At 61.4% G+C, this 26,003-nt stretch carries 22 protein-coding genes; 17 read left to right on the plus strand and 5 right to left on the minus strand.

The features are described from left to right. Nucleotides 1-275 precede the first annotated feature (275 nt). The 8 genes from GA0061103_RS08205 to GA0061103_RS08240 all read left to right on the plus strand — a co-directional run bounded on the left by GA0061103_RS08205 (nt 276) and on the right by GA0061103_RS08240 (nt 10,333). A complete protein-coding gene (locus GA0061103_RS08205) occupies nt 276-1,124 on the plus strand; it encodes a TIGR01459 family HAD-type hydrolase (protein WP_092709443.1) in 849 nt (282 codons plus the stop codon). Between the two features lie 15 nt (nt 1,125-1,139). Further along, on the plus strand, nt 1,140-2,123 hold the full coding sequence (locus tag GA0061103_RS08210; RefSeq protein WP_092709446.1) for a bifunctional riboflavin kinase/FAD synthetase: 984 nt from the start codon (nt 1,140-1,142) through the stop codon (nt 2,121-2,123). Nucleotides 2,124-2,268: 145 nt separating this feature from the next. Then, nucleotides 2,269-3,645, plus strand: a complete 1,377-nt coding sequence (gene mctS, locus GA0061103_RS08215; RefSeq protein ID WP_092709449.1) for a two-component system sensor histidine kinase MctS — start codon at nt 2,269-2,271, stop codon at nt 3,643-3,645. Next, a complete protein-coding gene (gene mctR, locus GA0061103_RS08220) occupies nt 3,642-4,283 on the plus strand; it encodes a two-component system response regulator MctR (RefSeq protein ID WP_092709452.1) in 642 nt (213 codons plus the stop codon). The genes mctS and mctR overlap by 4 nt, the downstream gene beginning before the upstream one ends. Before the next feature lie 267 nt (nt 4,284-4,550). Then, nucleotides 4,551-4,748, plus strand: a complete 198-nt coding sequence (locus tag GA0061103_RS08225) for a DUF3311 domain-containing protein (RefSeq protein WP_068391887.1) — start codon at nt 4,551-4,553, stop codon at nt 4,746-4,748. Then, nucleotides 4,738-6,213 carry a monocarboxylate uptake permease MctP gene (gene mctP, locus GA0061103_RS08230; protein ID WP_092709455.1) on the plus strand — a complete coding sequence of 492 codons (1,476 nt, stop codon included), beginning with the start codon at nt 4,738-4,740 and terminating at the stop codon, nt 6,211-6,213. The genes GA0061103_RS08225 and mctP overlap by 11 nt, the downstream gene beginning before the upstream one ends. 298 nt (nt 6,214-6,511) lie before the next feature. Then, nucleotides 6,512-9,472, plus strand: coding sequence for an isoleucine--tRNA ligase (gene ileS / locus GA0061103_RS08235; RefSeq protein ID WP_092711173.1), 2,961 nt, complete (start codon nt 6,512-6,514; stop codon nt 9,470-9,472). A gap of 234 nt (nt 9,473-9,706) precedes the next feature. Beyond that, complete coding sequence (locus tag GA0061103_RS08240) at nt 9,707-10,333, plus strand: hypothetical protein (protein ID WP_092709458.1); 627 nt, start codon at nt 9,707-9,709, stop codon at nt 10,331-10,333. 37 nt (nt 10,334-10,370) lie between these two features. Here the strand turns inward: GA0061103_RS08240 and GA0061103_RS08245 are convergent, their stop codons facing one another. After that, nucleotides 10,371-10,808: a nucleoside deaminase gene (locus GA0061103_RS08245; RefSeq protein ID WP_208603509.1), complete on the minus strand. Its 438-nt coding sequence runs from the start codon at nt 10,806-10,808 to the stop codon at nt 10,371-10,373. Nucleotides 10,809-10,901: 93 nt separating this feature from the next. On the opposite strand from GA0061103_RS08245, the gene GA0061103_RS08250 reads away from it, so the two are divergent. The 3 genes from GA0061103_RS08250 to GA0061103_RS08260 are packed head-to-tail and all read left to right on the plus strand — an operon-like array spanning nt 10,902 to nt 14,297. Beyond that, the gene (locus GA0061103_RS08250) at nt 10,902-12,839 is read left to right on the plus strand and encodes a pseudouridine synthase (RefSeq protein WP_092709464.1); all 1,938 of its coding nucleotides are present in this window, start codon (nt 10,902-10,904) and stop codon (nt 12,837-12,839) included. 6 nt (nt 12,840-12,845) lie between these two features. Beyond that, nucleotides 12,846-13,412 (plus strand): 16S rRNA (guanine(966)-N(2))-methyltransferase RsmD, encoded by a 567-nt coding sequence (gene rsmD, locus GA0061103_RS08255; protein WP_092709467.1) that lies wholly within the window; start codon nt 12,846-12,848, stop codon nt 13,410-13,412. A gap of 18 nt (nt 13,413-13,430) precedes the next feature. After that, complete coding sequence (locus GA0061103_RS08260; RefSeq protein WP_092709470.1) at nt 13,431-14,297, plus strand: patatin-like phospholipase family protein; 867 nt, start codon at nt 13,431-13,433, stop codon at nt 14,295-14,297. A 10-nt stretch (nt 14,298-14,307) separates the two neighbouring features. Here GA0061103_RS08260 and GA0061103_RS08265 read toward each other — a convergent pair whose 3' ends face one another. Together GA0061103_RS08265 and GA0061103_RS08270 are read right to left on the minus strand one after the other, a co-directional pair. Then, a complete protein-coding gene (locus GA0061103_RS08265) occupies nt 14,308-15,417 on the minus strand; it encodes a serine hydrolase domain-containing protein (RefSeq protein WP_092709473.1) in 1,110 nt (369 codons plus the stop codon). Between the two features lie 105 nt (nt 15,418-15,522). Continuing rightward, a complete protein-coding gene (locus GA0061103_RS08270) occupies nt 15,523-17,343 on the minus strand; it encodes a monovalent cation:proton antiporter-2 (CPA2) family protein (protein WP_092709476.1) in 1,821 nt (606 codons plus the stop codon). 150 nt (nt 17,344-17,493) lie between these two features. Between GA0061103_RS08270 and GA0061103_RS08275 the strand changes: the two genes are divergently transcribed. The 6 genes from GA0061103_RS08275 (at nt 17,494) to lpxK (ending at nt 23,365) form a co-directional block, all read left to right on the plus strand. Next, complete coding sequence (locus GA0061103_RS08275; protein ID WP_092709478.1) at nt 17,494-18,846, plus strand: TldD/PmbA family protein; 1,353 nt, start codon at nt 17,494-17,496, stop codon at nt 18,844-18,846. Nucleotides 18,847-18,873: 27 nt separating this feature from the next. Further along, complete coding sequence (locus tag GA0061103_RS08280) at nt 18,874-19,683, plus strand: 3'(2'),5'-bisphosphate nucleotidase CysQ (protein WP_092709481.1); 810 nt, start codon at nt 18,874-18,876, stop codon at nt 19,681-19,683. A 61-nt stretch (nt 19,684-19,744) separates the two neighbouring features. Next, nucleotides 19,745-19,990: a DUF4170 domain-containing protein gene (locus GA0061103_RS08285; protein ID WP_092709484.1), complete on the plus strand. Its 246-nt coding sequence runs from the start codon at nt 19,745-19,747 to the stop codon at nt 19,988-19,990. 180 nt (nt 19,991-20,170) lie between these two features. Then, nucleotides 20,171-21,490: a lipid IV(A) 3-deoxy-D-manno-octulosonic acid transferase gene (gene waaA, locus GA0061103_RS08290; protein WP_092709487.1), complete on the plus strand. Its 1,320-nt coding sequence runs from the start codon at nt 20,171-20,173 to the stop codon at nt 21,488-21,490. 12 nt (nt 21,491-21,502) lie between these two features. Then, nucleotides 21,503-22,234: an HAD family hydrolase gene (locus GA0061103_RS08295; RefSeq protein WP_092709490.1), complete on the plus strand. Its 732-nt coding sequence runs from the start codon at nt 21,503-21,505 to the stop codon at nt 22,232-22,234. An 84-nt stretch (nt 22,235-22,318) separates the two neighbouring features. Then, nucleotides 22,319-23,365, plus strand: coding sequence for a tetraacyldisaccharide 4'-kinase (gene lpxK, locus GA0061103_RS08300; protein WP_092709492.1), 1,047 nt, complete (start codon nt 22,319-22,321; stop codon nt 23,363-23,365). Nucleotides 23,366-23,391: 26 nt separating this feature from the next. On the opposite strand, the gene GA0061103_RS08305 is transcribed toward lpxK, so the two are convergent. Next, nucleotides 23,392-23,622, minus strand: coding sequence for a DUF2093 domain-containing protein (locus tag GA0061103_RS08305; protein ID WP_069612411.1), 231 nt, complete (start codon nt 23,620-23,622; stop codon nt 23,392-23,394). 209 nt (nt 23,623-23,831) lie between these two features. Beyond that, a complete protein-coding gene (gene mutL / locus GA0061103_RS08310) occupies nt 23,832-25,664 on the minus strand; it encodes a DNA mismatch repair endonuclease MutL (protein ID WP_092709495.1) in 1,833 nt (610 codons plus the stop codon). Nucleotides 25,665-26,003 lie beyond the last annotated feature (339 nt).

The raw sequence follows: 26,003 nt of genomic DNA on the forward strand, positions 1-26,003 counted from the left end.
GCATCGGCTTGTTTTGGGGATGATTAACGCCCATGGCGTCGCAGCGTAGCATGTCGTTGCAAGGACTCTCTCATTTTGATCTCGTAAAGAAGGGCATGGTAACGCTCTTTCTGGACCATCAATCCGCTGCCTTCACCTGGTCACTTTGCCGCTCGCAGACCCTGTCTATGCCTGCTCCTTGGGCCTTGTGCGGTGCAAAAACCTTGTGGGCCGCTCTTGTAATTTGCCGGCCGGTTTGCGATGTCAGCCCGTGATTTATTTGATGTGAGGACGGCATGGGCAAACGGATCGAGAGCTTTCGCGACATCGGCGGACTTTATGATGTTGCGCTCTGCGATGTCTGGGGCGTGCTCCATAACGGCGTCACGGCCTATAAGGAGGCCTCCATCGCGCTCGAAGCCGCCCGCCGCGAAGGCCTTGCGGTCGTCCTCATCACCAATTCTCCGCGCGTCGCTCCGAAGGTCGTCGAGCAATTGCGGGCAATCGGTGTTCCTGACAGCGTCTACGATCGTATTATCACATCGGGTGATGTTACCCGCAAGCTGATTGCCGAGGGGCCGAAGAAAGTGTTCCTGCTCGGTCCGGAGCGCGACACCGGCATCCTCGAAGGCCTTGATGTTCAGCGTGTCGACGCTGGCGAGGCCGAAAGCATCGTCTGTACGGGTTTCTTCGACGACGAGACCGAAACGCCTGACGATTATACCGACATGCTGACGGCCTGGTCTGCCCGCAAGGTGCCGCTGATCTGCGCCAACCCGGATCTCGTCGTTGAGCGCGGCCACCGCATGATCCCCTGTGCCGGCGCCATGGCCGCCTATTACGAGCGCCTGGGTGGTCAGACGCGCATCGCTGGCAAACCGCACCAGCCGATCTATGATGCCGCGATCGCAGCGGCCCGCGAAGTGAAAAGCGAGTTTCCACTGTCGCGGGTGGTGGCGATCGGCGACGGCATGCCGACCGACGTGCGCGGCGCACTCGATTATGGTCTCGATCTTCTTTATATCAGCCATGGCATCCACGCCCGCGAATATGTCGTCGAGGGGCATACGGATGAGGCCGCTCTCGGCGCTTTCCTGGCGCGCGAGCAGGCTTCACCGAAGTGGTGGATGCCGCGCCTTGTCTGAGGAGAGTGGCAGTCGATGACCGTGTTCCATCGCAACGAAACCCGCGAGCCGCTTCCCGATGCCTTGAAGGGTGGCGTGGTTGCCATCGGCAATTTCGACGGCGTGCATCGCGGCCATCAGTCTGTATTGACGCGTGCGTTGGAAATCGCAAGAGAGCGCGGCATTCCCGCACTGCTGTTGACCTTCGAGCCGCATCCGCGCAGCGTCTTCAAGCCGGATCAGCCGGTGTTCCGCCTGACGCCGGCGCCGCTCAGAGCGCGTCTCCTCGAAGCACTCGGCTTCAACGCCGTCATCGAATATCCTTTTGATCGCGCCTTTTCGCAGCGTTCGGCGGATGAATTTGTCCATTCGATCCTGATCGACTGGCTGCATGCCTCCGAAGTCGTCACCGGTTTCGATTTCCATTTCGGCCATGATCGCCAGGGCGGCCCGGCCTTCCTGATGAATGCCGGCAGTCACAATGGTTTCGGCGTGACGCTGATCGATGCCTTCCGCGACGAAAATACCGAAGTGATTTCGTCGAGCCGTATTCGCTCGCTGCTGGCTGAAGGCGATGTGGCGCAGGCAGCGAGACTGCTCGGATACCGCTATACCGTCGAAGCTCCCATCATCGGTGGCGAGAAGCTCGGCCGCACGCTCGGCTTCCCGACGGCCAACATGCAGCTTCCGCCTGAGATCTCGCTGAAAGCCGGCATTTATGCCGTGCGCTTCCGTACGGCCGATGGCGTCATCCGAAATGCCGTTGCCAGCTACGGCCGGCGTCCGACGGTGACGGATAATGGCGCCCCGCTGCTCGAGACCTTCGTCTTCGATTTCAGCGGCGATCTCTACGGCCAGGTCTGTTCGGTTTCCTTCTTCGGCTATCTCCGTCCCGAATTGAAATTCGACGGGCTCGACCCGCTGGTGGCGCAGATCCGCAAGGATGAGGATGAGGCGAGGGCACTGCTTGCCGGCGTCCAGCCGCTCAGCGACCTCGATCGCGTCATCGCCTTCGACTGATATTCCCGAAGTGATGGAGTGGAAAAGGTTTTCCGCCTTGTATCATCGCTCCGATTTAGGGCCGGTATCAACACTGCCGAGAGACTGTTGAATTCACGCCCGACAAGGGTCATTGTTCCGCGCCGGTTCTTGGGAGGAGCAATCGTTGACACTACGCAACCAGATCATTGCGCTTGCGCTCGCGCCTCTCGTCATCTCGATCCTGGCAATCACTGCCTTCATTACCTGGCAGTCGACCAATCTGACCAAGAACAATATCGAGACCTTCGAACAGAACATGCTGAGGGCGAAGGAAAAGGAAATCGTCAACCTCACAAATCTTGCCGTGTCGGCCATTCAGGCGGTCTATCGGGATGCCGCGCCGGACGATCAGGCCGCGAAAGACAAGGTAGCCGCGATCCTGACGTCGCTTGATTATGGACCGGACGGATACTTCTTTGTCTACGACTATGATGGCAACAACATCGTTCATCCGCGCGAGAGATTTCGCAATGGGCGCAATTGGCTCGATTTGACCGATCCGGACGGCGACAGGGTCATCGCCGAGCTCATCAAGACCGCAAAGGCTGGCGGGGGCCTGCACCAGTACAAATGGGAGAAACCTTCTACCGGCCGTGTCGCCGATAAGCTCTCATTCGCTGTCGGCCTTGACAAATGGCACTGGGTTGTCGGAACCGGCGTCTATCTGGACGATATTTTCACCCAGACTGCGGCCGCCAATGCCGCCATGCGGGCAAACATAAAAGGAACCTTTGTCGTCGTCACACTCATTGCCGTTCCTGCCGTTCTCGTTGTTTTCACCACATGCATGCTGTTGACTTTCCGCGAGCGACGCATGGCCGATGGCCGGCTGAAGGAGCTGACGCAAAGAGTGATCGATACCCAGGAGGAGGAGCGCGCGCGTCTTGCCCGTGAACTGCACGACGGCGTGTCGCAGAATCTCCTCGGCGTGCGCTATGTCATGGATCTTGCCAACCGCAAGGTACGAAACCAGGTCGATGATGCCGCCACGACGATCGAGAAGGGGATCGATACCCTGAACAGCGCGATCAAGGACATCCGGCGGCTCTCGCATGATTTGCGCCCCCGTGTGCTCGATGATCTCGGTTTGACGGCGGCGCTGACCGCTCTCGCGAACAATTTCGCTGAGCGAACCGGCATCGCAACCGAAATCGAGGCTTCCGGTTTCGCCAATATGCTGAAGCCGGAAGCCAATACGGCGCTCTACCGTGTCGCGCAGGAAGCCTTGAACAACGTGGAACGCCATTCCGGGGCGACGGTTCTGACGATCAAACTTTGGAGCGATCGTGGGCGTGCACGCTTGAGAATTTCGGACAACGGCATGGGTTTTGACGGCACCGGCGACGGCAAGGGCGGGCTCGGGCTCAGGAACATGCAGGAACGAATGGCGCATTTCCGCGGCCTACTTCTCGTCCAAAGCACAGCCGATGGCACGACGCTCATTGCGATGTTGCCGAAATCGGCAAACGCCTCGCCAAGAGCAAAGGTGGATGCCGCATGACAAGCGACAGGATCCGCGTTCTGCTGATCGATAATCATCCGGTGGTGCTGGACGGACTGAAGGCCGTGCTGGAGACGTTCGACCACATAAAGGTGGTCGGGACGGCAAATCTTGCGCAAGTCGGCCTGGAGGTCGGCCGAAGGACGCTGCCGCAAGTGACCCTGATGGACATCAACATGCCGAAGCTCTCCGGCATCGATGCGATCGAGCTTTTTCGCCGGGAGCTTCCGGAGACGCGGATCGTGATGTTGTCCATGCATGACAGCCGTGAATACATCTCCTCGTCGATCATGCGCGGTGCGGTCGGATATATCCTCAAGGACGTTTCGACCGACGAAGTCGTCTGCGCCATCGAGACCGTCGCGGCCGGCGGGACTTACTTCTCGTCCGGCGTCCGCGACATACTGGTGGCGGATGCGATGCCGAAAGAGGCCGACCCTTTGACACCGCGCGAGCGTCGCATTCTGGGTCTGATTGTTACAGGCAAAAGCAACCGCGAGATTGCCGAACAGCTTGAGATTACGCCTGCGACGGCGGAAACGCATCGCAAGAACCTGAAGAAGAAGCTTGGCATCGCAACGACGGCCGGTCTGATCCGCTACGCTCTTGACCATGGCATCGCAACCGCAGCGGGCTAGCGTCCGTCTACCCACTTCTGGGTAGGTTCGGCGATTTCGCATCAGCTAATATCTTGTTCGGCCGGCAGACTCGCCGTAGGACTTTAATCAGCGGCTGCTCGCAGGCGGGCCGTTGGGAGGAATTCACACTCGTTGGTCTCGCTCTGCATAGCCAAAGCTCATCGGCTTCGGCCCTTGGGCGCATATTGCAATCGCAGACTGATGCACCCTTCCACTCTGACAACTGCAACAAGGTGGCGCGCAGACACCGCGTGAGAGGTATCGGACATGGACAAACGCTTTGGGACGGCGGCCTGCTGGCTGCTCGTCATTCCCTACATAGGCTTGCTTTGGGTTCCCTTCTACAACAGCCACGATCCGGTGCTGTTGGGTTTCCCCTTCTTCTATTGGTATCAGCTGGCCTGGGTGCCGATCACCGCCTTCCTGACCTGGATCGCCTATCGGAGCATGCGCCATGATGACTGATATCGATCCGACAGCTCTTGCCGTCTTCATCTTCTTTTTGGCCCTTGTGACTGTCATGGGCTTCGTCGCTGCCCGCTGGCGCCGGCCGAAGACCCTTGCCCATATCGACGAATGGGGTCTCGGCGGCCGCACCTTCGGCACCTGGATCACCTGGTTCCTCGTCGGCGGCGACTTCTACACCGCCTATACCGTGATCGCCGTCCCGGCTCTGGTCTACACGGTCGGCGCTTATGGCTTCTTCGCGCTGCCCTACACCATCGTCGTCTATCCCTTCGTCTTCATGGTCATGCCGCTGCTGTGGCGGCGCGCCAAGGATCACGGCTACGTCACGGCCGGTGATATCGTGCACGGCCAATATGGTTCGAGAGCGCTTGAGCTGGCGGTCGCGCTCACAGGCGTCATCGCCACCATGCCCTATATCGCCCTGCAGCTCGTCGGCATGACGGCGGTGTTCAAGGCGCTCGGGCTCCATGGCGAATTGCCGCTCGCCGTCGCCTTCATCATTCTGGCGCTCTATACCTATTCGGCCGGTCTTCGTGCGCCGGCGCTGATCGCCTTCGTCAAGGATATCATGATCTATATCGTGGTGATCGCGGCGATCGCGCTCATTCCGGCCAAGCTTGGCGGCTACGCCAATGTCTTTGCGGCGGCCGATGCGGATTTCAAGGCCAAGGGTGCGGGCAGCCTGCTGCTCGGCGGCAATCAGTACGTCGCCTACGCGACTTTGGCGCTCGGCTCGGCGCTGGCGGCCTTCATGTACCCGCATACGCTGACCGGCATCTTCGCCTCCAACAGCGGCAACACCATCCGCAAGAATGCGGTGCTGCTGCCGGCCTATACGCTGCTGCTCGGGTTGCTGGCGCTGCTCGGCTATATGGGCCATGCCGCGCAACTGAAGCTGGACAGCCCGAACGATGTCGTCCCGGCTCTGTTCCAGACCTTGTTCTCAAGCTGGTTTGCCGGCTTCGCCTTCGCAGCCATCGCCATCGGTGCGCTCGTTCCCGCAGCCGTGATGAGCATTGGCGCCGCCAATCTCTTCACCCGCAACTTCTGGAAGGCCTATATCGATCCGCAGGTTTCCGATGCCGGCGAGGCAAAGGTTGCCAAGATGACGTCGCTGGTCGTCAAGGTCGGCGCGCTTCTGGTCATCATTTTCCTGCCGACGCAGTTCGCGCTCGATCTGCAGCTCTTGGGCGGCATCTGGATATTGCAGACGCTGCCGGCGCTGGTCTTCGGCCTCTACACCAAGTGGTTCCGCGCGCCGGCTCTGCTTGTCGGCTGGGCTGTCGGCTTCTTTGGCGGCACCTATCTCGTCTGGGATGCCGGCTGGAAGCCGCTGCACGTGGTTGCTCTCGGCGACACCAGCTTCACCGTTTATACGGGGCTGCTGGCGCTTGCCGCCAACATCGTCGTCTCGGTGGTTCTCAATGCCGTCATGCCGGCACGCGCGACCGCACGCGCCTGATCCGCACGATACCCTGATGGCCGCGGGCGGAAACGTCCGCGGCCTTTCTATATGCCGGCTGCGTTGTTTCCTCTTCCTTTCCTTGGAAAAAACGCCTATGAACCGGCGGCTATGACCCAATTTCGGCTGAGCCCATCGATACGAATTATTGGCCCGGCCTTCCGCGCGCTATAAGCTGCCGGAAGGTCCGGGTTTTTGGCGTCTCGTTCAAGAGGCGCTTTCCGCCGCCGAAAAATCCCCATATGGCTGCGCCCTCAAGGCGCAAGACGCCCGAGACACCGAGGCAATTGTCAGAACTATGACCGATACCGCTGAAAAGATGGATTACTCCAAGACCCTTTACCTGCCGGAAACCGATTTTCCGATGCGCGCCGGGCTGCCGCAGAAGGAGCCGGAACTGGTGAAGCGCTGGGAGGAGATGAACCTCTACAAAAAGCTGCGCTCTTCCGCCGCCGGCCGCGAGAAGTTCGTGCTGCATGACGGCCCTCCCTATGCCAACGGCCACATCCACATCGGCCATGCCCTCAACAAGATCCTCAAGGACGTCATCACCCGCTCGTTCCAGATGCGCGGCTATGACAGCAACTACGTTCCGGGTTGGGATTGCCACGGCCTGCCGATCGAATGGAAGATCGAGGAAAAGTACCGCGAGAAGGGCAAGAACAAGGACGAGGTTCCGGTGAACGAGTTTCGCCAGGAATGCCGCGACTTTGCCGCCGGCTGGATCAAGATCCAGTCCGAGGAGTTCAAGCGCTTGGGCATCACGGGCGATTTCGACAATCCCTATCTCACCATGAACTTCCATGCGGAATCCCGCATCGCCGGCGAGCTTTTGAAGATCGCCCGTACCGGCCAGCTTTACCGTGGCTCCAAGCCGGTCATGTGGTCAGTGGTCGAGCGCACGGCTCTGGCCGAAGCCGAAGTCGAATATGCCGATGTCGAGAGCGACATGATCTGGGTGAAGTTCCCGGTTGTAGATGGTGCATCGGTGGTGGATGTCGTCGTAAAGCCTGGTCCGAATCCTGTGCCTTTGTCGGAGACGCCCATGTCACCGAACTCTCTTGCGGAGGATGGTGCCCACATCGTCATTTGGACCACGACACCCTGGACGATCCCCGGTAATCGCGCGATCGCCTATTCTTCACGCGTGTCTTACGGACTTTATCAGGTGACGGCAGCCGCGAATGATTTCGGGCCTCGTCCTGGTGAAAAGCTTGTTTTTGCTGATAAGCTCGCCGAAGAGGCATTCGCAAAAGCGAAACTGCAGTATGAGCGGCTGCGCGATGTGACCGCCGACGAACTCGAACAGACCATCTGCGCCCATCCGCTGGCCTCGCTCGGCTACGGCTTCAAGGTGCCGCTGCTCGACGGCGACCATGTTACCGACGATGCCGGTACGGGTTTTGTCCACACCGCGCCCAGCCACGGCCGCGAGGACTTTGACGCCTGGATGTCGCATTCCCGAGCCATCGAAGCGCGAGGCATCTCGTCCGCCATCCCGTTCCCGGTCGACGACGGCGGCTTTTATACCGCCGATGCCCCCGGTTTCGAGGGCGGCCGCGTCATGGACGACAACGGCAAGAAGGGCAATGCCAACGATCTCGTCATCAAGGCGCTGATCGAGACGAACACGCTCTTTGCGCGTGGCAGGCTGAAGCATTCCTATCCGCATTCCTGGCGCTCGAAGAAGCCGGTCATCTTCCGCAACACGCCGCAATGGTTCGTCTATATGGACAAGGACTTTACGGATGGTTCGACGCTGCGTTCGCGCGCCCTGACGGCGATCGACGACACCCGCTTCGTGCCGGCTGCCGGCCAGAACCGCCTGCGCGCCATGATCGAGCAGCGCCCGGATTGGGTGCTCTCACGCCAGCGCGCCTGGGGCGTGCCGATCGCGATCTTCGTCGATGAGCAGGGCAACATCCTGCAGGATGATCGCGTCAACGCGCGCATTCTCGACGCTTTCGAGCAGGAAGGCGCCGATGCCTGGTTCGCCGAAGGCGCGCGTGAGCGCTTCCTTGGCGAGAAGGCCAACGAGCCCTGGACGCAGGTCATGGACATCCTCGACGTCTGGTTTGACTCTGGCTCGACCCACACCTTCACGCTGGAGGATCGCCCGGACCTGAAGTGGCCGGCCGATCTCTATCTCGAAGGCTCCGACCAGCATCGCGGCTGGTTCCATTCGTCGCTGCTCGAAAGTGCGGCGACGCGTGGCCGCGCGCCCTACGATGCCGTCCTCACCCATGGCTTCACCATGGACGAGAAGGGCGAAAAGATGTCGAAGTCCAAGGGCAACGTCACGTCGCCGCAAGAGGTGATGAAGGATGCGGGCGCCGATATCCTCCGCCTCTGGGTCATGACGTCGGACTATTCGGAAGATCTGCGCGTCGGCAAGGCCATCATCCAGACTAACGTCGATGCCTATCGCAAGCTGCGCAACACCATCCGCTGGATGCTCGGCACGCTGGCGCATGACAAGGGCGAAGTGATTGCCTATGCCGATATGCCGGAGCTGGAGCAGCTGATGCTGCACCGCCTCGCCGAACTCGACGAGCTGGTGCGCGAAAGCTATGATGCCTTCGATTTCAAGCGCATTGCTCGCGCCTTGATCGATTTCGCCAATGTCGAGCTGTCGGCCTTCTATTTCGACGTCCGCAAGGATGCGCTCTACTGCGATGCGCCGTCGAGCCTGCGCCGCCGTGCCTCGCTCGCCGTCATCCGCACGATCTTCGATTGCATGGTGACGTGGCTGGCGCCGATGCTGCCCTTCACCACGGAAGAGGCGTGGCTCTCGCGCAATCCCTCGGCGGTCTCGGTTCACCTCGAACAGTTCGTCACCGTTCCGGCCGAGTGGAAGAACGAGGCGCTGGCCGAGAAGTGGAAGAAGATCCGCTCGGTGCGCAGCGTCGTCACAGGCGCGTTGGAAATCGAACGCAAGGACAAGCGTATCGGCTCGTCGCTCGAGGCTGCCCCGGTCGTCTACATCGCCGATCCGGAGCTGCTGAAGGTACTTGAAGGGCAGGATCTCGCTGAGATCTGCATCACCTCCGATATCACTATCGAAGGCGGTGAAGGCCCGGCGGATGCTTTCCGCCTTGACGATACAGCCAAGGTCAGCGTCGTTCCGAAGCTTGCCGAAGGCCGCAAATGCGCCCGTTCCTGGCGCATCACCACCGATGTCGGCTCCGATCCGGAATACCCTGACGTCTCGGCGCGCGATGCCGTGGCACTGCGCGAACTCGCGACAGCATCGGCCTGAAAATCGGAATCGATTTTCAGAAAGCCTGATGCGTGAATTAAAAGCGGTAGAGCGTCCTTTGTGCTTCCAAAGGGAAGCACGGCGCTCTACTGTCAACTGAAGAAAATTGCCGGGTGAATTGCCTTTGCGGCGTTCATCCGGTAAAAGCTGCCTGAAAATGGCCCGATTTTTACGGCAGTTGCCGTCGAATGGGGTCCTGTTACGTTTATTCCGGCATGGCTGGGAAGGGTTTTCATGAGAGCGATGCATAAGGTTCGTGTCGGCGTCAGCTTGGCGGCACTTGTGGTTGGCTGCGGCGCGATGTCCGGTTGCCTCAGCAGCCCGACTTACGGCACCGACAAGACAGCCGGCGTACAGCTCCTGGACGACCTCGGCGATATCGCCTCCGTTTCGGCCGCAACGCCGAAGGACAAGGGCGTCAAGTACCCGAACCGTCCGGGTCTGGTTGTGGGCGGCGACAAGGATACTCTGACGCAGCCGCAGCAGTCGCTGGCAAGCAAGGACAACCCGGCCTGGCTGGAATCGCCGGAAGATGCCCGCAAGCGCCTTGCCGCAGAAGCCGACGAGAAGAAGAACGACGTCAACTATCGTTCGCCGCTGGCTCAGGCCGACAGCGCCAGGAATCACATGAGCGAAGCGCAGCAGACGGCTGCCTATCGCGCCGCGCGCCAGGATCAGGCCGGTACCTACGATCAGCGCCGCTACCTGATCGATCCGCCGCAACAATATCGCCAGGTCGCCGACCAGGCCGCGCTTAGCGATCTCGGTACGCCCGAATCCAAGAAAGAAAAGAAACGCAAGAAGGATGCCGAGGCTGCGCAGCAGTCCAACAACAGCAGCTGGTGGAAGCCCTTCCAATAAGAAGTTTTCAAAGCGGCGGTGTCAAAACCGCCGTTTTTCAATCTTCGGAGCGTTTCGTTTGAAAGAAACCTCTGAGGATCTCGGCGGATGCAGTCTCGCCGAGGCCGGAATAGACCTCCGGCGCATGGTGGCATGTCGGTTGGCGATAGAAGCGCACGCCGTTGTCGACGCCGCCGCCCTTCGGATCCTCGGCGCCATAGTAGAGACGGCGTATGCGCGCGAACGAAATGGCCGCGGCGCACATGGTGCAGGGTTCCAGCGTGACGTAGAGATCGGCGCCCGCGAGACGCTCCTGGCCGAGTTCCTCACAGGCCAGGCGGATGGCGACGATTTCGGCATGGGCGGTGACGTCGTTGAGTTCGCGGGTGCGGTTGCCGGCTGTGGCGATGACCTTGTTATCGAGCACGACAACGGCGCCGATCGGCACTTCGCCGCGCTCTCCGGCACGGCGCGCTTCGGACAAAGCACGCTCCATGAATTGATTTGTAGCCGCCATTCAAGTTTTTCCACTTAACCGCAAGGGCGTGACCTGATAGGAACACGCGTTAAAAATTCAGGCAAACAACAAATGACGATGAATGACAAGCCCAAGCGGCCTGGGTCTAAACCCTTTGCTGGCGACAAGAAGACGATAAAACGCGATGGCGCGAAGCCTGCGAAGGCCGCAGCCGTCAAAGCTGCAGATGAGAGCGCAGTCGAGGATGGAAAGGCCGAGCGCATTTCCAAGGTGATGGCGCGCGCCGGTGTGGCCTCGCGCCGCGATATCGAGCGCATGATCCTGGATGGCCGCGTCAAGCTGAATGGCGTCCTGCTCGACACGCCCGTGGTCAACGTTACCCTTACCGACAAGATCGAGGTCGACGGCGTGCCGATCCGCGGCATCGAGCGCACCCGGCTGTGGCTCTATCACAAGCCGGCCGGCCTGGTGACCACCAATGCCGACCCGGAAGGACGCCCGACCGTTTTCGACAACTTGCCGGAAGAGCTGCCGCGCGTCATGTCGATCGGCCGTCTCGATATCAACACCGAGGGTTTGCTGCTGCTGACCAACGACGGCGGCCTCGCCCGCGTGCTGGAATTGCCGACCACGGGCTGGCTGCGCCGTTATCGCGTCCGTGCCCATGGCGAGATCGATCAGGAAGCGCTCGACAAGCTGAAGGAAGGCATCGCCGTCGACGGCGTGCTTTACGGCTCGATCGACGCGACGCTCGATCGCACGCAAGGGTCCAACGTCTGGATCACCATGGGCCTGCGCGAAGGCAAGAACCGCGAAATCAAGAATGTGCTCGGCGCGCTCGGCCTCGAGGTCAACCGCCTGATCCGTATTTCCTATGGCCCGTTCCAGCTCGGCGAGCTGCCGGAAGGCCATGTGCTTGAAGTGCGTGGCCGCACGCTGCGCGACCAGCTCGGCCCGCGTCTGGTCGAGGACGCCAAGGCGAATTTCGACGCGCCGCTCTACAATGCGCCGGCCGTGGCCGAGCCCGAAGAGGCGGATGCCCAACCGGCTCGGACGACCCCGGCCCGTACGGCCAAGGAAGAACGCCCGCGTCGCGAGCGCCCTGAGGACAAGCGCGAGCGTGCGCTCAGCCGTCTCGATACCAAACGCGATGCCAAGCGCGACGATCGTCGCGAAGGCGGCCACAAGGATGATGATCGCGCGAAGCGCCAGCCGCTCGGCCCGCGTCGCAGCGCCAATGTCTGGATGGCGCCCGGTGCTCGCCCGCTCGGCGAAAAGGCGGCTGCGAAAGCCGCCAAGAATGCAAAGACTGCCTCGCGGCGTGGTGAGATTGAACGCCCGCAGCGCAGCGGCTTCGACCGTCCGGACGAAGGCCCGCGCGTTCGCATCAATCGCGTCGACGAGGGCGATGGCGAATGGATCCGTTCAAGCGAGGAAGCACCGCGCCGGTCGCGTGGCGATGACGAGGGCTTTGATCGCAAGCGCTCGCGCGGTGACCGCCCACAAGGCGACCGTCCCGCCCGTGGGGACCGCCCGTTTGGCGATCGTCCGCGCGGCGAACGCGGTTCGCGGTCGGAGGGCGGCGACCGTCCTCGTGCGAAATCCTTTCAGGGAGAAGCTCGCTCCGAGCGTTCGTTCGGAGATCGGCCCGCGCGTGGCGACCGGCCTTTCAGCGACAAACTCCGGGGTGACCGGCGTCCACGTGCCGAGGGAGACGAGCGTCCGCGCAGCAAGTCTTTCGGCGGCGAGCAGCGCTCGGAACGCCCCCGTGGCGAGCGCTCGTTTGGTGATCGTCCGCCCCGTGGTGACCGGCCCTTCGGTGATCGCCCGCAGGGCGAACGGTCCTTTGGAGATCGGCCGGCCGGCAAGCCCTTCGGCAAGAAGCCGGGTGGCGGCAAATCCTTCGGCGGCAAGCCGGGCGGGAAGCCCGGTGGTTCACGCGGCTTTGGCGGCAAGCCCGGCGGTGCAGGTCGCCCGTCCGGCGGTCCGCGCGGCGGTTCTGGCCGGGGTGGCCCCGGCAGGGGCGGCCCCAAGGGCGGCAGGGGCTGACGCGCGGTGAGGATCGTCGGCGGTGAGTTTCGCGGTCGCTCGCTTGCAACGCCGAAGTCGAACGACATTCGTCCGACGGCGGATCGCACGCGCGAAAGCCTGTTCAACATTCTGAACCACGCCTATCCGGAAGCCATCGACAGCACCCGGATGATGGATGTGTTTGCCGGCACCGGCGCCGTTGGCCTGGAGGCCGCCTCGCGAGGCTGCCGTCATGTGCTCTTCGTGGAAAGCAGCGTCGAGGGCAGGGGCCTTCTCTGGGAAAATATCGATGCGCTCGGCCTGCACGGCCGCACGCGCATGCTGCGGCGCGACGCGACCGATCTCGGCAGCGTCGGCAATCTCGAGCCTTTCGATTTCCTCTTCGCTGACCCGCCATACGGCAAGGGGCTGGGCGAGAAGGCTTTTGCGGCGGCGGCTGCCGGCGGCTGGCTGGTGCCGGGCGCTCTGGCGATCCTCGAGGAGCGCGCCGATGTCACAGTTGCCGCGCCATCGGATTTCCTGTTTCTGGAGGAGCGAACCTTCGGCGACAGCAAGATGCATTTCTTCCGTTACCAGCCGCTGGCGGCCTGACGGAGGAAGGAGAGCAATATGGGCGATTATGCTGATTTCGTCGGCAGCGACTATCCGCTCGCCGCCTCCGGCACGCCGAGCGTCGCAGTTGCCTTCGGCTGCGGCGGTGCGCGCGGTCTCGCCCATATTCATATCATCGAGGCGCTGGACGAGCTCGGCATCCGCCCGATTGCGATCGCCGGTGCCTCTATCGGCTCCATCATGGGTGCCGCCATGGCGGTCGGCATGAGCGGTGCCGAAATCCGCGATCACACGCTGGCAACGGTCGGTAATCGTCCTGCGGTGCTTAACAAGATCTGGAGCCTGCGGCCGGTTAGCATGCGCAGCATCCGCTTCGGCCAGTTCAATCTCGAACGCATTCTCCGCACATTCCTGCCGGCCGCCTTCCCGGAAAATTTTTCGGAATTGCACATACCGCTGAAGGTGGTGGCGACCGATTACTATCAGCAGGCGGAAGTGGTGATCGAGAAGGGTGAGCTTTTTCCGGTGCTTGCAGCCTCAGCCGCCATTCCTGCGGTCTTCATGCCCGTCAGGCTCGGGGACCGCGTGATGATCGACGGCGGCATCATGAACCCGGTTCCCTACGAGCATCTGGCCGGGCTTGCCGATATCATCATCGGCATTGACGTCGTTGGTGGCCCGGAGGGTGGCGGCAGGCATATTCCGAACCGCATCGAAAGCCTGTTCGGTGCGGGCCAGCTGACCATGCAGTCCAACATTGCCCTGAAGCTGCGCCTGCAGGCGCCGCAAATCTTCCTGCGTCCTGCCGTCGGCCGCACCGGCGTCCTCGATTTCCTAAAGGCGCGCGACATCCTCGCCATGTCGGCCGGCATCAAGGACGAACTGAAATTCGCCCTTGATCGGGTGATGACGGCGAAAAGCTAGCCAATCCCCCTCAATTGCCGAAAGCGATTTCAGCGACGCGATGAGCCCGAACGCGCGGACCATCGAAACCGGTATGGCCGATTGGGGCCTTTGCAGGGGCGATGGGTCCGCGATTGGTCAGGACGACGATCGTGCGCTGACTGTCGAGAAGGCGGATGATGTAGTTGTAATAGGTTGGCCAGCTGCCGCCATGCGCGACATGGCGCAAATCGGTGCCCCCAAGCACGTCCAGCTGTTTGCGTTCGGTCCCGCTCAAGTAGGGAAAAACATCCGTGATCCATCCAAACCCATAGCCGACCGGCGCGCCGTCGTTGGTGCTGCCCGAGGTAAAAGCTTGCTCCAACATGGATTTTGAGACGAGGCGTTCGGTGTTCAAAGCCTGGTCCCAAAGAAACAGATCGTCGATGGTTGAAAAGAGGCCACCGTCCCCAGCCGTCAGCATCGGGTAGTCCAAGCGCTCGAACCGATCCTGTTCCTTCCAATAGCCGTGCGCCAGCTTGTGGCGGGCGGGACGCGCCTCGTCGTAAACGACGGTATGCTTCATGCCGATGGGATCGAAGACTTTGGCTTTCAGGAAGTCGCCGAAGGATTGGCCGCAGACAAGTCCTGCAATCATCGCCAGCAGCGTATAGCCGATGCCGCCATAGGCGTATTGAGTGCCCGTAGCAAAGTCGAGCCCGGGCAAATCCATGGTCCGCTCAAACACAGCTTGGTTGGTAAGTCCGGTGACATCACGCGTGAACTGGGAAACCTCTTCGCTGGAACTGAATAGCTGCGTGTAATGTGGCAGGCCAGACGTGTGGTGCAGCAGGTGGCGAAGCGTGATTTCCGCACCCCAGGAGGGAAATTCAGGAAAGTAGGTGTGTAAGCGATCATCGAGAGCAAGCTTCCCTTGCTCGGCGAGCAGCATGATCGCCATGCCGGTGAATTGCTTGGAGAGTGAGGCCAGATAGAACGATGTGTCCGTCGTGATTGCTCGCCCGGTATCCAGGTCGGCAAGACCATAACACCGGCTGCAAACGATCTCGCCATGGTCGACGACGAGAAGTGCTGCGCCCGGTTCGTTTTGCGTGTCTATATCGGCGAAGACGGTATCGATTTTACTGTCGAATCTGGCCATTGATCCTCCCTTCAGGCGGCAATGATGGATTCCCATTGCCACTGACATCCCGGCCAGATGAGATATCGGACCCACGTGACATCGAGGTGTCGCCAAGGGACGGGGCTAAACCCGCTCCGGCTCCTCCTGCGGCAACGCCATCAGATCGTCGGCGTCGCTGTAGGTGTCGGCCGCGCGCTTCGGCTTGACCAGCGGTTCGGGCTTGACCGGGCGCGAATAGAGCATGTCGCGGCCGGCCTGCAGGCCTTCGCTGACCTGCAGTACGAGCCTTTGCTCGTCGCGCTTGCGGATATCCTCGCCGATCTCATAGGCTTCCGCTTCGCTGACCCCCAGCGCCTCCAGCGTGCGGCGGCCGAAGAGCAGACCAGATTCCAGCGTCTCGCGCAGCTCATAGTCCACGCCCTTGTGACGCAGCTCGATCGAATGAACGCGGTCATAGGAGCGCACAAAGATGCGCGCATGCGGATAATCCGTCTGCACGAGCTCGACGATCTTGTCAGTCACCTCACGCAGATGCGTGCTGACGACGACGATCTTGGCGCGGTCGATGCCGGCGGAGCGCAGCACGTCCTTGCGGGTTCCGTCGCCGAAATAGATGCGGAAACCGAAGCTCGATGCCTGGCGGATGCGGTCGGCCGAGAAATCGATGACGGTCACATCCCGGCCGCTGGCAAGCAGGATTTGCGCGGCGATCTGGCCGAAACGCGAGAAGCCGATCATCAGCACATCGGAGCCGGCGCCTTCGAAATCTTCATCCAGCTCTTCCTGCGTGTCGCCCTTCACCAGCCGCTTCGCCAGCGCGGAACTGAGTGGCGTCAGCGCCATCGACAGTGTCACGATGGCGATCAGCATCGATGCTGTGTTGGCGGAAAACAGCCCACCGCTGGCGCTCGCAGCGCTGAACAGCACGAAGCCGAATTCGCCGCCTTGCGGCAGTAGCCCCGCAATGCGAACGGCATCATTGTGCGCCGAGCCCGCGACGCGGCAGAGCGCATAGATCACGATCGCCTTGATAACCATCATCACCGGGACGGCGAGCACGATCATCACCCAATTGTCGAGGATCACTTCAAGTTTCAGCGACAGGCCGACCGCGATGAAGAAAATGGCGAGCAGCACGCCGCGAAAGGGCTCGATATCCGCTTCCAGCTCATGCCGGTAGGAGGATTCCGCCAGCATCACGCCGGAGAGAAAGGCACCCATCGCCATCGAGAGGCCGGCAAGCTGCATCAGCGTTGCCGATCCCATGACGACGAAGAGGGCAGCTGCAATCATCGCCTCGCGGGCGCCGGTACGCGCAATCACCTGAAACAGCGGCGTCAGCAGATAGCGGCCGGCGATGATCATCGCCGCCACCGCGCCGACCGCGATTGCCAGGCTTGGCAGGGGATTGGCGGTTTCCTTCGCACCATCGAGCACGGTGATCAGCGCCAGCAGTGGCACGATGGCCAGATCCTGCAGCAGCAGCATCGAGAAGGAGCGCTGGCCGTACCGTGTGTTGACGTCGCCCTGCTGTTCCAGGATCTGCATGGCGAAGGCGGTCGAGGACAGCGCCAGGCCGAAGCCGATGATGATGCTGCCCTTCCAGCCGGCAATGCCGCCGAAATAGGCGGCGACCATCAGCGCAAGTCCGCTGAGCACTACCTGCGCCGTGCCAAGGCCGAAAATGTCCCGCCGCATCTGCCAGAGGCGGGTTGGCTTCAGTTCCAGTCCGATGATGAACAACAGAAAGACGACGCCGAGTTCGGCAACCGCGAGCACGGCCTCGCTGTCGCCGATGCTGTGCAGGATCGGGCCGATCACCACGCCGGCGGCCAGATAGCCGAGCACCGTACCGAGCCCCAATTTCTTGAAGATCGGCGCCGTGACGACGGCACCTCCGAGCAGCAGCAGGGTTTCGGTGAAAAGCGTATTGGGGGCGGACATCGTCTGTTTCTTTCCGTGGGGCAGGCGGTGTTGCGACGCGCGGTCATGATAAACAACCATGCGTGAAGAGATTAGAACAAGAATCGGCTTTGCCGCCCTTGATGCTTTATGTAGTGCACAATAAATGGAACGCGAAGGAAAGGCCAAGTCATGACCTCAGAAATCGATTCCGCCACTCTGCTTTCCCGTGCCAGCCAGTTGATCGACCTCGCCCGGAAAGCCGGTGCGGATGCGGCCGATGCCGTCGTGGTGCGATCGCGAGCCCATTCCGTCAGCGTGCGCCTCGGCAAAGTCGAAGGCACGGAATCTTCCGAGAGCGACGACTTCTCGCTTCGCGTCTTCGTCGGCAATCGCGTTGCCAGCGTTTCCGCCAATCCCGGCTTCGACCTCAACGCTCTTGCCGAGCGTGCCGTCGCCATGGCGAAGGTTTCGCCGGAAGATCCCTTCGCCTGCCTTGCAGATGACGCCGATCTTGCCAAGAGCTACCCGGATCTCGAACTGTTCGATCCCACCGAGGTTTCCACCGAGCAGCTGCGCGAAGCGGCCCTTGCGACCGAAGCAGCGGCCCTTGCCGTTTCAGGCGTCACCAATTCCTCAGGCGCCGGCGCTTCCGCCGGCATGGGCGGACTCGTGCTCGTCACCTCGCATGGTTTTTCGGGCCATTATATGGGCTCGCGCTTCGGGCGCTCCGTCAGCGTCATTGCCGGCGAAGGCACCGGCATGGAGCGCGACTATGATTTCGACAGCCGCCTCTATTTCGCCGATCTCGATGCGGCCGAGGAGATCGGCCGCCGCGCGGGCGAGCGCGTGGTCAAGCGCCTCAATCCGCGCCAGGTTCCGACGGACAAGAACGTTACCGTCGTCTTCGATCCGCGCGTGGCGCGCGGTTTTGTCGGCCATATTGCCGGCGCGATCAACGGCGCTTCCGTCGCCCGCAAGACGAGCTTCCTACGCGACAAGATGGGCCAGCAAGTGCTGAAGGCCGGGCTTTCGATCACGGATGATCCGCTGATCGTACGCGGCCCGTCCTCGCGGCCCTTCGACGGCGAGGGTGTGTCCGGCAAGCGGCTGGTCATGATCGAGGACGGCGTGCTGAAATCCTGGTTTCTCTCGACGGCAACGGCGCGGGAAATCGGCGGCGGACTGAAGACCAACGGCCGCGGCGTGCGCGGCGGTACGTCCGTATCGCCCGCTTCGACCAACCTGGCACTGGAGCCGGGCGATATTTCGCCGGAAGAACTGATCCGCAACGTCGGAACCGGCTTCTACGTCACCGAGTTGATCGGTCAGGGCGTCAACATGATAACAGGCGAATACAGCCGTGGTGCCACCGGCTTCTGGATCGAGAATGGCGAACTGACCTTTGCAGTTTCGGAGGTGACCATCGCCTCCAATCTGAAGGACATGTTCATGCGCGTGACGCCGGCCAACGATATCGACCGCGATTTCGGCGTCGCTGCTCCGACGCTTGCGATCGAAGGCATGACGCTGGCGGGCCGCTGAGAAACGAGCGGAGATTGGAATTATTGAATGATCGATAGCCAGAAGGCTGGCCAATTGAGCGACGTGGACCTGATCGTCGGGGCCGCGCTCGAGGCGGGCAAGATCGCTCTCGGTTTCTTCCGGCAATCGCCGGAAGTCTGGTGGAAGAACAACGGTCAGTCCCCGGTCAGCGCCGCCGATTTTGCCGCCAATGAAAGCCTTGCCGCCACGTTGCGCTCGGCACGTCCGGACTACGGCTGGCTTTCCGAGGAAACCGATGACGATGCCGAGCGGCTAAAGCATGCGACTGTCTTCGTCGTCGACCCGATCGACGGCACAAGGGGCTTTCTCTCGGGTCTGGATCTCTGGTGCGTCAGCGTTGCCGTCGTCACCGACGGCCGGCCCGTGGCTGGGGTTCTCTACGCGCCGGCGCTGGACGAGCTTTTCGTGGCGACCAGCGGCGGGCAGGCGTTGAAGAACGGCAAGCCGATCCGCGTGTCTCAGAGAGTCGGGGATGACATCCATCGGCTGGCGACCGGCGAGGACATGCTGAAGGGCTTCGATCCGGATTTCCGCAAGACGGTCGAACGGGTGAAGCACGTTCCTTCGCTCGCCTATCGCCTCGCCATGGTGGCGGATGGGCGTCTTGAAGGAACGATCGTCAAACGAAACTCCCATGACTGGGATCTGGCTGCCGCCGATCTCATTCTGGAGCGGGCCGGCGGCGCGCTCGTTGACCTTTCAGGCAATACCCTTCGCTACAATCGCGCCGAAGTATCGCATGACGAACTTTGCGGTGCATCGGCATCGCAATTACCGGAGTTTCTCCGCCAGCTTTCACATCGACGAGACGGTTGACCTTTCGGTCAAAATCCCGCAGATGAAAGGCGGAGGGGGACGACAGCAGAAAGAGACGAAAATGACTGATACCAGCGGCAAAAAGCAGCTCCTGCATCTTGTCTTCGGCGGCGAATTGGAAAGCCTCGAAGAGGTCCAGTTCCGCAATCTGAACGAACTCGATATCGTCGGCATGTATCCCGATTATGCGAGCGCGCTGACGGCGTGGAAGTCCAAGGCGCAGCAGACCGTTGACAACGCCCATATGCGTTATTTCATCGTCCACCTGCACCGTCTGCTCGATCCGCAGGAAAAAGCGGCATCCTGAGCTCGCCTCGCACCGAATTTTGCATTTGATATCTCTATCCGGTACAGCCTCGTCGCTTTAAATCCGGTCATGAAGCAGTATCTTTGACACAATAAGAACGAAAATTCGGCTGTTTATTCGGCCGGTTGATAATCGGGATTTGGCATTGATGGTGATCAGCTGGGATAGGAGGCGAACGAAATGAGTAGCCTCAGGGCGCGTCTTGCCTTGAGCGCCTATCGTTTTGGCGGGATCGCCGTCTATCCGTTCATCGGGCCTTATCTTGCCGTTCGCGCGGCCAAGGGCAAGGAAGACAGTTCCCGCAAGCTGGAGCGCTCGGGTTATGCGAGCGCCAATCGTCCGCAGGGGCCGTTGATCTGGTTCCATGCCGCAAGCGTGGGCGAAACCTCGGCCGTCATTCCGTTAATCCGCGAAATCCGTCGCCGCGACATTCACGTCATCCTGACGACGGGCACGATGACCTCGGCCAAGGTTGCGCATCAGCGTCTTGGCGAAGAGGTTATCCATCAATACGTGCCGCTCGATCTCAAGCCCGCCGTCAAGCGCTTCCTCGAATACTGGCAGCCCGATTGCGCCATTTTTGCCGAATCCGAGATCTGGCCGACGACGATCATGGAGCTTGGCCGCAAGCGAATCCCGCAGATCCTCGTCAATGCCCGCATGTCGGATCGATCCTTTGAACGCTGGAACCGGCATCTCTCGCTTGCCGAGGCGCTGTTTGAAAATCTGGCGCTTGTGGTGGCCCAGTCCGACCTCGATGCCGAACGCTTCCGTGATCTCGGCGCTTTGCAGGTTCTGAAATCGGGCAATCTCAAGGTGGATACGGACGCACCGTCCTACGATGCGCCGACGCTTGCCAGCTACATGAAGCAGATCGGCGACCGCAAGACCTGGGCCGCGGCTTCCACTTTCGAGGGCGAAGAGGGTGCTGCAGCCTCCGTCCATTCGATGCTGAAGGAGCACAACGGCCAGCTTACTATCATCGTGCCGCGCCATCCCGAGCGCAGCGACGCGATCGAGACGATGCTCGTGGAGCAGGGCCTGAAAGTGGCGCGCCGCACCCGCAACGACATCCTTTCGCCCGATGTCGATGTCTTCCTCGGCGATACGATCGGCGAGATGGGTCTCTATCTGCGGATGACCGAAGTTGCCTTCATGGGCAAATCGCTGTTCAACGAAGGTGGCCAGAATCCGCTTGAGCCGGCCATGCTCGGCTGCGCGATCCTGACCGGCGGCCATGTCCAGAATTTCCGCGATTCCTATCAGCTGCTCGCCCGGCGTGGCAGTGCCCGCATGGTGCGGGACACGGAGATGCTGGCGCGCGGCGTCCATTATTTGCTCACGAACGACACGGCACGGCGCGGTATGATCGACGCCGGTTTTGCCGCCGTGCATGAAATGCGCGGTGCGCTGGCCGCAACGGTCAAGGGGCTGGAGCCCTATATCAATCCGCTTTCGGTGAAGGCGCGGCTGATGCCGAAGACGATGGCAAACGGATAAGAAGGGAAGGGCATGACGGCGGTCAAGCTGGGAGCAATTGCGGGCATTCTTTTCGACAAGGACGGCACGCTGCTCGACTATGACCAGAGCTGGTTGCCGGTTAACCGCGAGCTCGCGCGGATCGCAGCTCAGGACGATCCCATTCTCGCCGATCATCTCTTGTCTTCCTGCGGCATGGACCCGATCAGCGGTCATATCGTGCCCGACAGCCTGCTGGCCGCCGGCAACACCAGGCAGATTTCCGAGGGGCTGGTCGCCGCCGGCTCGAAAGTGGATGTCGCGGAACTGGTGGAGAAACTCGATGCGCTCTTTGCGCATGCGGCCGATTTTTCCTCGCCTGTCACTGATCTTGCCGCCTTCTTCCGGCGCCTGCGTGAGCGCGGCTACAAGCTCGGTGTTGCCTCCAGCGACAATGAGCGCTCCATCCGCCAGACGGCGCGTCGCTTCGGCTTCATCGATTATCTCGATTATATCGCCGGATATGACAGCGGCTTCGGCACCAAGCCGGAGCCGGGCATGGTGCTCGGCTTCTACGCGGCGACGGGTCTTTCGCCCGCACAGGTCGCTGTCGTCGGCGACAACAATCATGATCTCCATATGGGCCGCAACGCCGGCGTCGGCCTGACCGTCGGCGTACTGACGGGCACCGGCTCGCGCGAGACGCTGACGGCGGCCTCCGATTATTGCCTCAACGACATTACCGAGCTGGAAGGCCTGCTCATGCCTGTGGCGCAATCGGCCTGATCCTGGCAATGGCTTGCTTTTTCACGCAATCTGGCCTTTCTTGCCGGTTTGTTGCAGGCACAAGAATAGGGCTGGACTAGACGCATGGTATCGGAAGCCCCACCTTTCTGGTGGCGAAAGCCGGATTGGCGTGCCTGGGGGCTCTCACCCTTTTCGTTCCTATACGGCCGTATCGCCGGGCATCGAATGGTGAATGGAAAACGCGCCTCCGTACCGGTGCCTGTCATCTGCGTCGGCAATTTCACGGTGGGCGGCGCTGGCAAGACGCCGACGGCGCTTGCGCTGGCTCAGGCTGCCAAGGCCAAAGGACTGACACCGGGTTTTCTCAGCCGCGGCTATGGCGGCTCGCTCGATGTAACAACGGTCGTCGATCCCGCCCATCACCACGCTACGGCTGTCGGTGACGAGCCGCTGCTGCTTGCCCGCGAGGCTCTGACGGTCATTGCCCGTCGCCGGGCCGATGGTGCGGAAAGGCTGGTGCGCGAAGGCGCCGACCTCATCATCATGGATGACGGCTTCCAGAGCGCGCAGCTTGCGATCGACTACGCGTTGGTCGTGATCGATGCCGGCAGAGGCATCGGCAACGGCCACCTCGTTCCAGGCGGTCCTGTGCGTGCGCCGCTGCGCACCCAGCTTCTTTACGCATCCGCTCTCTTGAAGGTGGGCGAGGGCACTGCCGCCGATCGCGTCGTTCGCCTTGCGGCAAGGGCGGGGAAGCCTTTCTTTTCCGCAGGCGTCAGAGTGCGTGGGCAGGAAGATTTGCGTGGCCGCAAGGTGCTTGCCTTCGCCGGCATTGCCGATCCGACCAAGTTCTTCCGCACAGTCGAGACGCTGGGGGCCGATATCGCCGTCCGGCGTAGCTTCGGAGACCACGAACATCCCGGCGAGGATGACGTCTCCGACATGCTCGACATCGCCTCGCGTGAAGGGCTGGAGATCGTCACCACCTCGAAGGATTACGTGCGCCTGATCGGCCATCATGGTCGCGCCGATGAACTCTTGCGGCGCTGCAGGGTGATCGAGATCGATATGGTCTTTGACGATCCGCAGGCTCCAGCCCTGATTATCGACAGGGCAGTTGCAATCGCCCGCGAGCGTCGCTTGCGGGAAAAGCGCGGCAAAACGGCTTAAAACTAGATCAGCTATTCAGCAAGAGATCAGCGCTTCTGGTTGGGCAGTGCGCCGGCGCGCTTTTCAGCCTCGAGCGAAGTGATGACATCGGCATAGGGTTCCTGGCGGGCAACGCTCCAGTAGCGAAGCTCATCGAGCGCGATATGTTTGCCGGTCATGGCGCAGACGACATAGGAGCCGGGCATCAGGATCTGGAAATCACCGTCGAGATAGCGAACTTTCGCCTCGCGGTTTCCATGTCCTTCGAAAAGATTCATCTGATGCCGTCCTTGATCTCTGTCATCTATCTGCCATACCGCACTACAGCGCCGCGCGTCAAATATGACGCGCAAAGGTCGGTGCAGCACCTTAAATCTGCTGCATGATTTTATCCTCAAATCGATTTCGACTTAACGATAAAATCATGCAGCAGGCGTGACTTTCCCAGACTATTTCCCGCAAAAGTTCCTTTTAGAAACGGCTGGGGTCAGCTGCGCCCGAACAGCCGTTCGATGTCTGTGAGTTTCAGCTCTATATAGGTCGGCCTGCCGTGATTGCATTGTCCGGAGCCGGGTGTGGCTTCCATCTGGCGCAAAAGCGCATTCATCTCTTCCGGGCGCAGCCGTCGGCCTGAGCGCACGGAGCCGTGACAGGCCATGGTCGCCGCGACATATTCCAGCTTGGCGGCAAGCCCCGAAGCCGTATCCCATTCGGCGATCTCGTCGGCCAGCTGCCGGACGAGACCCTGCGCGTCGACCTCGCCGAGCATCGCCGGCGTTTCCCTAACGGCGACTGCGCCTGGTCCGAAGCGTTCGATCGCAAGCCCGAGCTCGCCCAGCTCTTCGGCAAACACCATCAGCCGGTCGCAATCCTCCTCAGGCAGGTCGACGATTTCCGGAATCAGCAGCACCTGCGAGGACAGCCGCTTCGAATGCAGGGCCTTGCGCATGGCTTCGAACACCAGCCGCTCATGCGCCGCATGCTGATCGACGATGACAAGCCCGTTCTCTGTCTGGGCGACGATGTAATTCTCGTGCAATTGCGCCCGCGCGGCGCCCAGCGGAAAGCGCGCCGGCTCCTCAACTCGCACAGGCTCCAGCGGAGGCGCCACGTCTGCGCGGGCGGTCGGCATCGAAAGTCCCTCGAAGGCCGCCTGTGGCCTTTCGGAGAAGCCATGGCCTGTCGGCGACGCCGGTCTTTCATAGGGGCGGAAGGGAGAGGCTTCAGCGGTCCACGGCGCCGCTGCGGGCGAGGGACGCCAGCCCGGCTGGAAGCCGGAGCGTCCGGCTGTGAAGGCGCGCAGCATGCCATCCGCGCCGGTCGTGGCCGCCCGGTCGCCTTCACGCGCAAGCGCTTCGCGCACGGCGCCGACGATCAGGCCGCGCACCAGCCCCGGATCGCGGAAGCGCACATCGGATTTCGCCGGATGTACGTTGACATCAACAAGGGCGGGATCGAGCGTCAGCGACAGCACGGCAATGGGATAGCGTCCGGCCGGAATAGTTTCGGCATAGGCGCCGCGGATCGCAGACAGGATCAGCTTGTCCTGTACCGGCCGGCCATTGACGAAGGCATATTGATGCGCGGAGTTGCCGCGATTGAAGGTCGGCACGCCGGCAAAACCGGTAAGGCTCACATCCTCGCGTACGGCATCGAGCGCGATGGCATTGTCCTTGAAATCGCCACCCAGAATCTGTGCCATGCGGGCGAGATGATCATCGCCCGTCGCGGGAAATTCCAGCGTCGAGCGGTCGCTGCCCGACAGAACGAAGCGTACGCGCGGAAAGGCGATCGCCATGCGCTTGACGACTTCGGTGATCGCGGCCGCCTCCGCCTTTTCCGTCTTCAGGAATTTCAGGCGTGCCGGCGTCGCAAAGAACAGGTCGCGCACCTCGACGATCGTGCCCGGATTGGCGGCCGCCGGACGCAGATGCAGAACCTTGCCGCCGGCAACGGCGATCTCGGCACCGCCCGCGGCACCCACTCTACGGCTCGCGATCGAAAGCTTCGCCACCGAGCCGATCGAAGGCAGCGCTTCGCCGCGAAAGCCGAGGGTACGGATATCCTCAAGCGTTTCGGAAATCTTCGAAGTGCAGTGACGCCGCACCGCGAGTTCGAGATCCGTCTCCTCCATGCCGGAGCCGTTGTCGGTTACCCTCAGCAGCGCCTTGCCACCGCCCGCCGTCGCGATCTCGATCCGGGTCGCACCGGCATCGAGCGCATTTTCGATCAGTTCCTTGGCGGCGCTCGCCGGGCGCTCGATGACTTCGCCGGCGGCGATCTGATTGATCAGGGTCTCGGAAAGTTGCTTGATGGCCATGGCTGTATTCTCGTGGATTCGCGGCGGCGTGGAAAGAGGAAAGGCGATTTTCCGGCCTTGATCCACCCGTTTACGTCGGGGGCTTTGTTAAGAAATTTAATCAATGTTTAAGGGAATGATGACAGGTTGCCGAGACAGAACTTGAAATGACCGCAGGTGGCGCGTTTCGTGCATGCTGACGGCTCTCGATGGCAGGTTGGTGGCCATCAGTCAAAATGGAGCCAGGTGCCATCTGCTTCAAGTGCCGAGGCCAGCATGCAACTTCCATGAATTTGCCTCGCAGAGCGAATGCCGCTTTGTCGATTTGCCGTGTTGTGAAACTGGTTGAGTGTAGGAATC

Origin of the sequence: Martinezella multihospitum (genome assembly GCF_900094585.1) — a bacterium.
Taxonomy (GTDB): domain Bacteria; phylum Pseudomonadota; class Alphaproteobacteria; order Rhizobiales; family Rhizobiaceae; genus Rhizobium; species Rhizobium multihospitium.

Bases quoted from the DNA above. Each gene is read 5' to 3' on its own strand.
- GA0061103_RS08265 (WP_092709473.1), bottom strand. From the start codon at position 15,417: ATGGCCAGATTCGACAGTAAAATCGATACCGTCTTCGCCGATATAGAC.
- mctP (WP_092709455.1), top strand. From the start codon at position 4,738: ATGATGACTGATATCGATCCGACAGCTCTTGCCGTCTTCATCTTCTTT.
- mctR (WP_092709452.1), top strand. From the start codon at position 3,642: ATGACAAGCGACAGGATCCGCGTTCTGCTGATCGATAATCATCCGGTG.
- lpxK (WP_092709492.1), top strand. From the start codon at position 22,319: ATGGTATCGGAAGCCCCACCTTTCTGGTGGCGAAAGCCGGATTGGCGT.
- GA0061103_RS08270 (WP_092709476.1), bottom strand. From the start codon at position 17,343: ATGTCCGCCCCCAATACGCTTTTCACCGAAACCCTGCTGCTGCTCGGA.
- GA0061103_RS08225 (WP_068391887.1), top strand. From the start codon at position 4,551: ATGGACAAACGCTTTGGGACGGCGGCCTGCTGGCTGCTCGTCATTCCC.
- GA0061103_RS08305 (WP_069612411.1), bottom strand. From the start codon at position 23,622: ATGAATCTTTTCGAAGGACATGGAAACCGCGAGGCGAAAGTTCGCTAT.
- GA0061103_RS08280 (WP_092709481.1), top strand. From the start codon at position 18,874: ATGATCGATAGCCAGAAGGCTGGCCAATTGAGCGACGTGGACCTGATC.
- GA0061103_RS08240 (WP_092709458.1), top strand. From the start codon at position 9,707: ATGAGAGCGATGCATAAGGTTCGTGTCGGCGTCAGCTTGGCGGCACTT.
- GA0061103_RS08250 (WP_092709464.1), top strand. From the start codon at position 10,902: ATGACGATGAATGACAAGCCCAAGCGGCCTGGGTCTAAACCCTTTGCT.
- mutL (WP_092709495.1), bottom strand. From the start codon at position 25,664: ATGGCCATCAAGCAACTTTCCGAGACCCTGATCAATCAGATCGCCGCC.
- GA0061103_RS08210 (WP_092709446.1), top strand. From the start codon at position 1,140: ATGACCGTGTTCCATCGCAACGAAACCCGCGAGCCGCTTCCCGATGCC.
- GA0061103_RS08205 (WP_092709443.1), top strand. From the start codon at position 276: ATGGGCAAACGGATCGAGAGCTTTCGCGACATCGGCGGACTTTATGAT.
- ileS (WP_092711173.1), top strand. From the start codon at position 6,512: ATGACCGATACCGCTGAAAAGATGGATTACTCCAAGACCCTTTACCTG.
- GA0061103_RS08260 (WP_092709470.1), top strand. From the start codon at position 13,431: ATGGGCGATTATGCTGATTTCGTCGGCAGCGACTATCCGCTCGCCGCC.
- GA0061103_RS08285 (WP_092709484.1), top strand. From the start codon at position 19,745: ATGACTGATACCAGCGGCAAAAAGCAGCTCCTGCATCTTGTCTTCGGC.
- waaA (WP_092709487.1), top strand. From the start codon at position 20,171: ATGAGTAGCCTCAGGGCGCGTCTTGCCTTGAGCGCCTATCGTTTTGGC.
- GA0061103_RS08275 (WP_092709478.1), top strand. From the start codon at position 17,494: ATGACCTCAGAAATCGATTCCGCCACTCTGCTTTCCCGTGCCAGCCAG.
- GA0061103_RS08245 (WP_208603509.1), bottom strand. From the start codon at position 10,808: ATGGAGCGTGCTTTGTCCGAAGCGCGCCGTGCCGGAGAGCGCGGCGAA.
- GA0061103_RS08295 (WP_092709490.1), top strand. From the start codon at position 21,503: ATGACGGCGGTCAAGCTGGGAGCAATTGCGGGCATTCTTTTCGACAAG.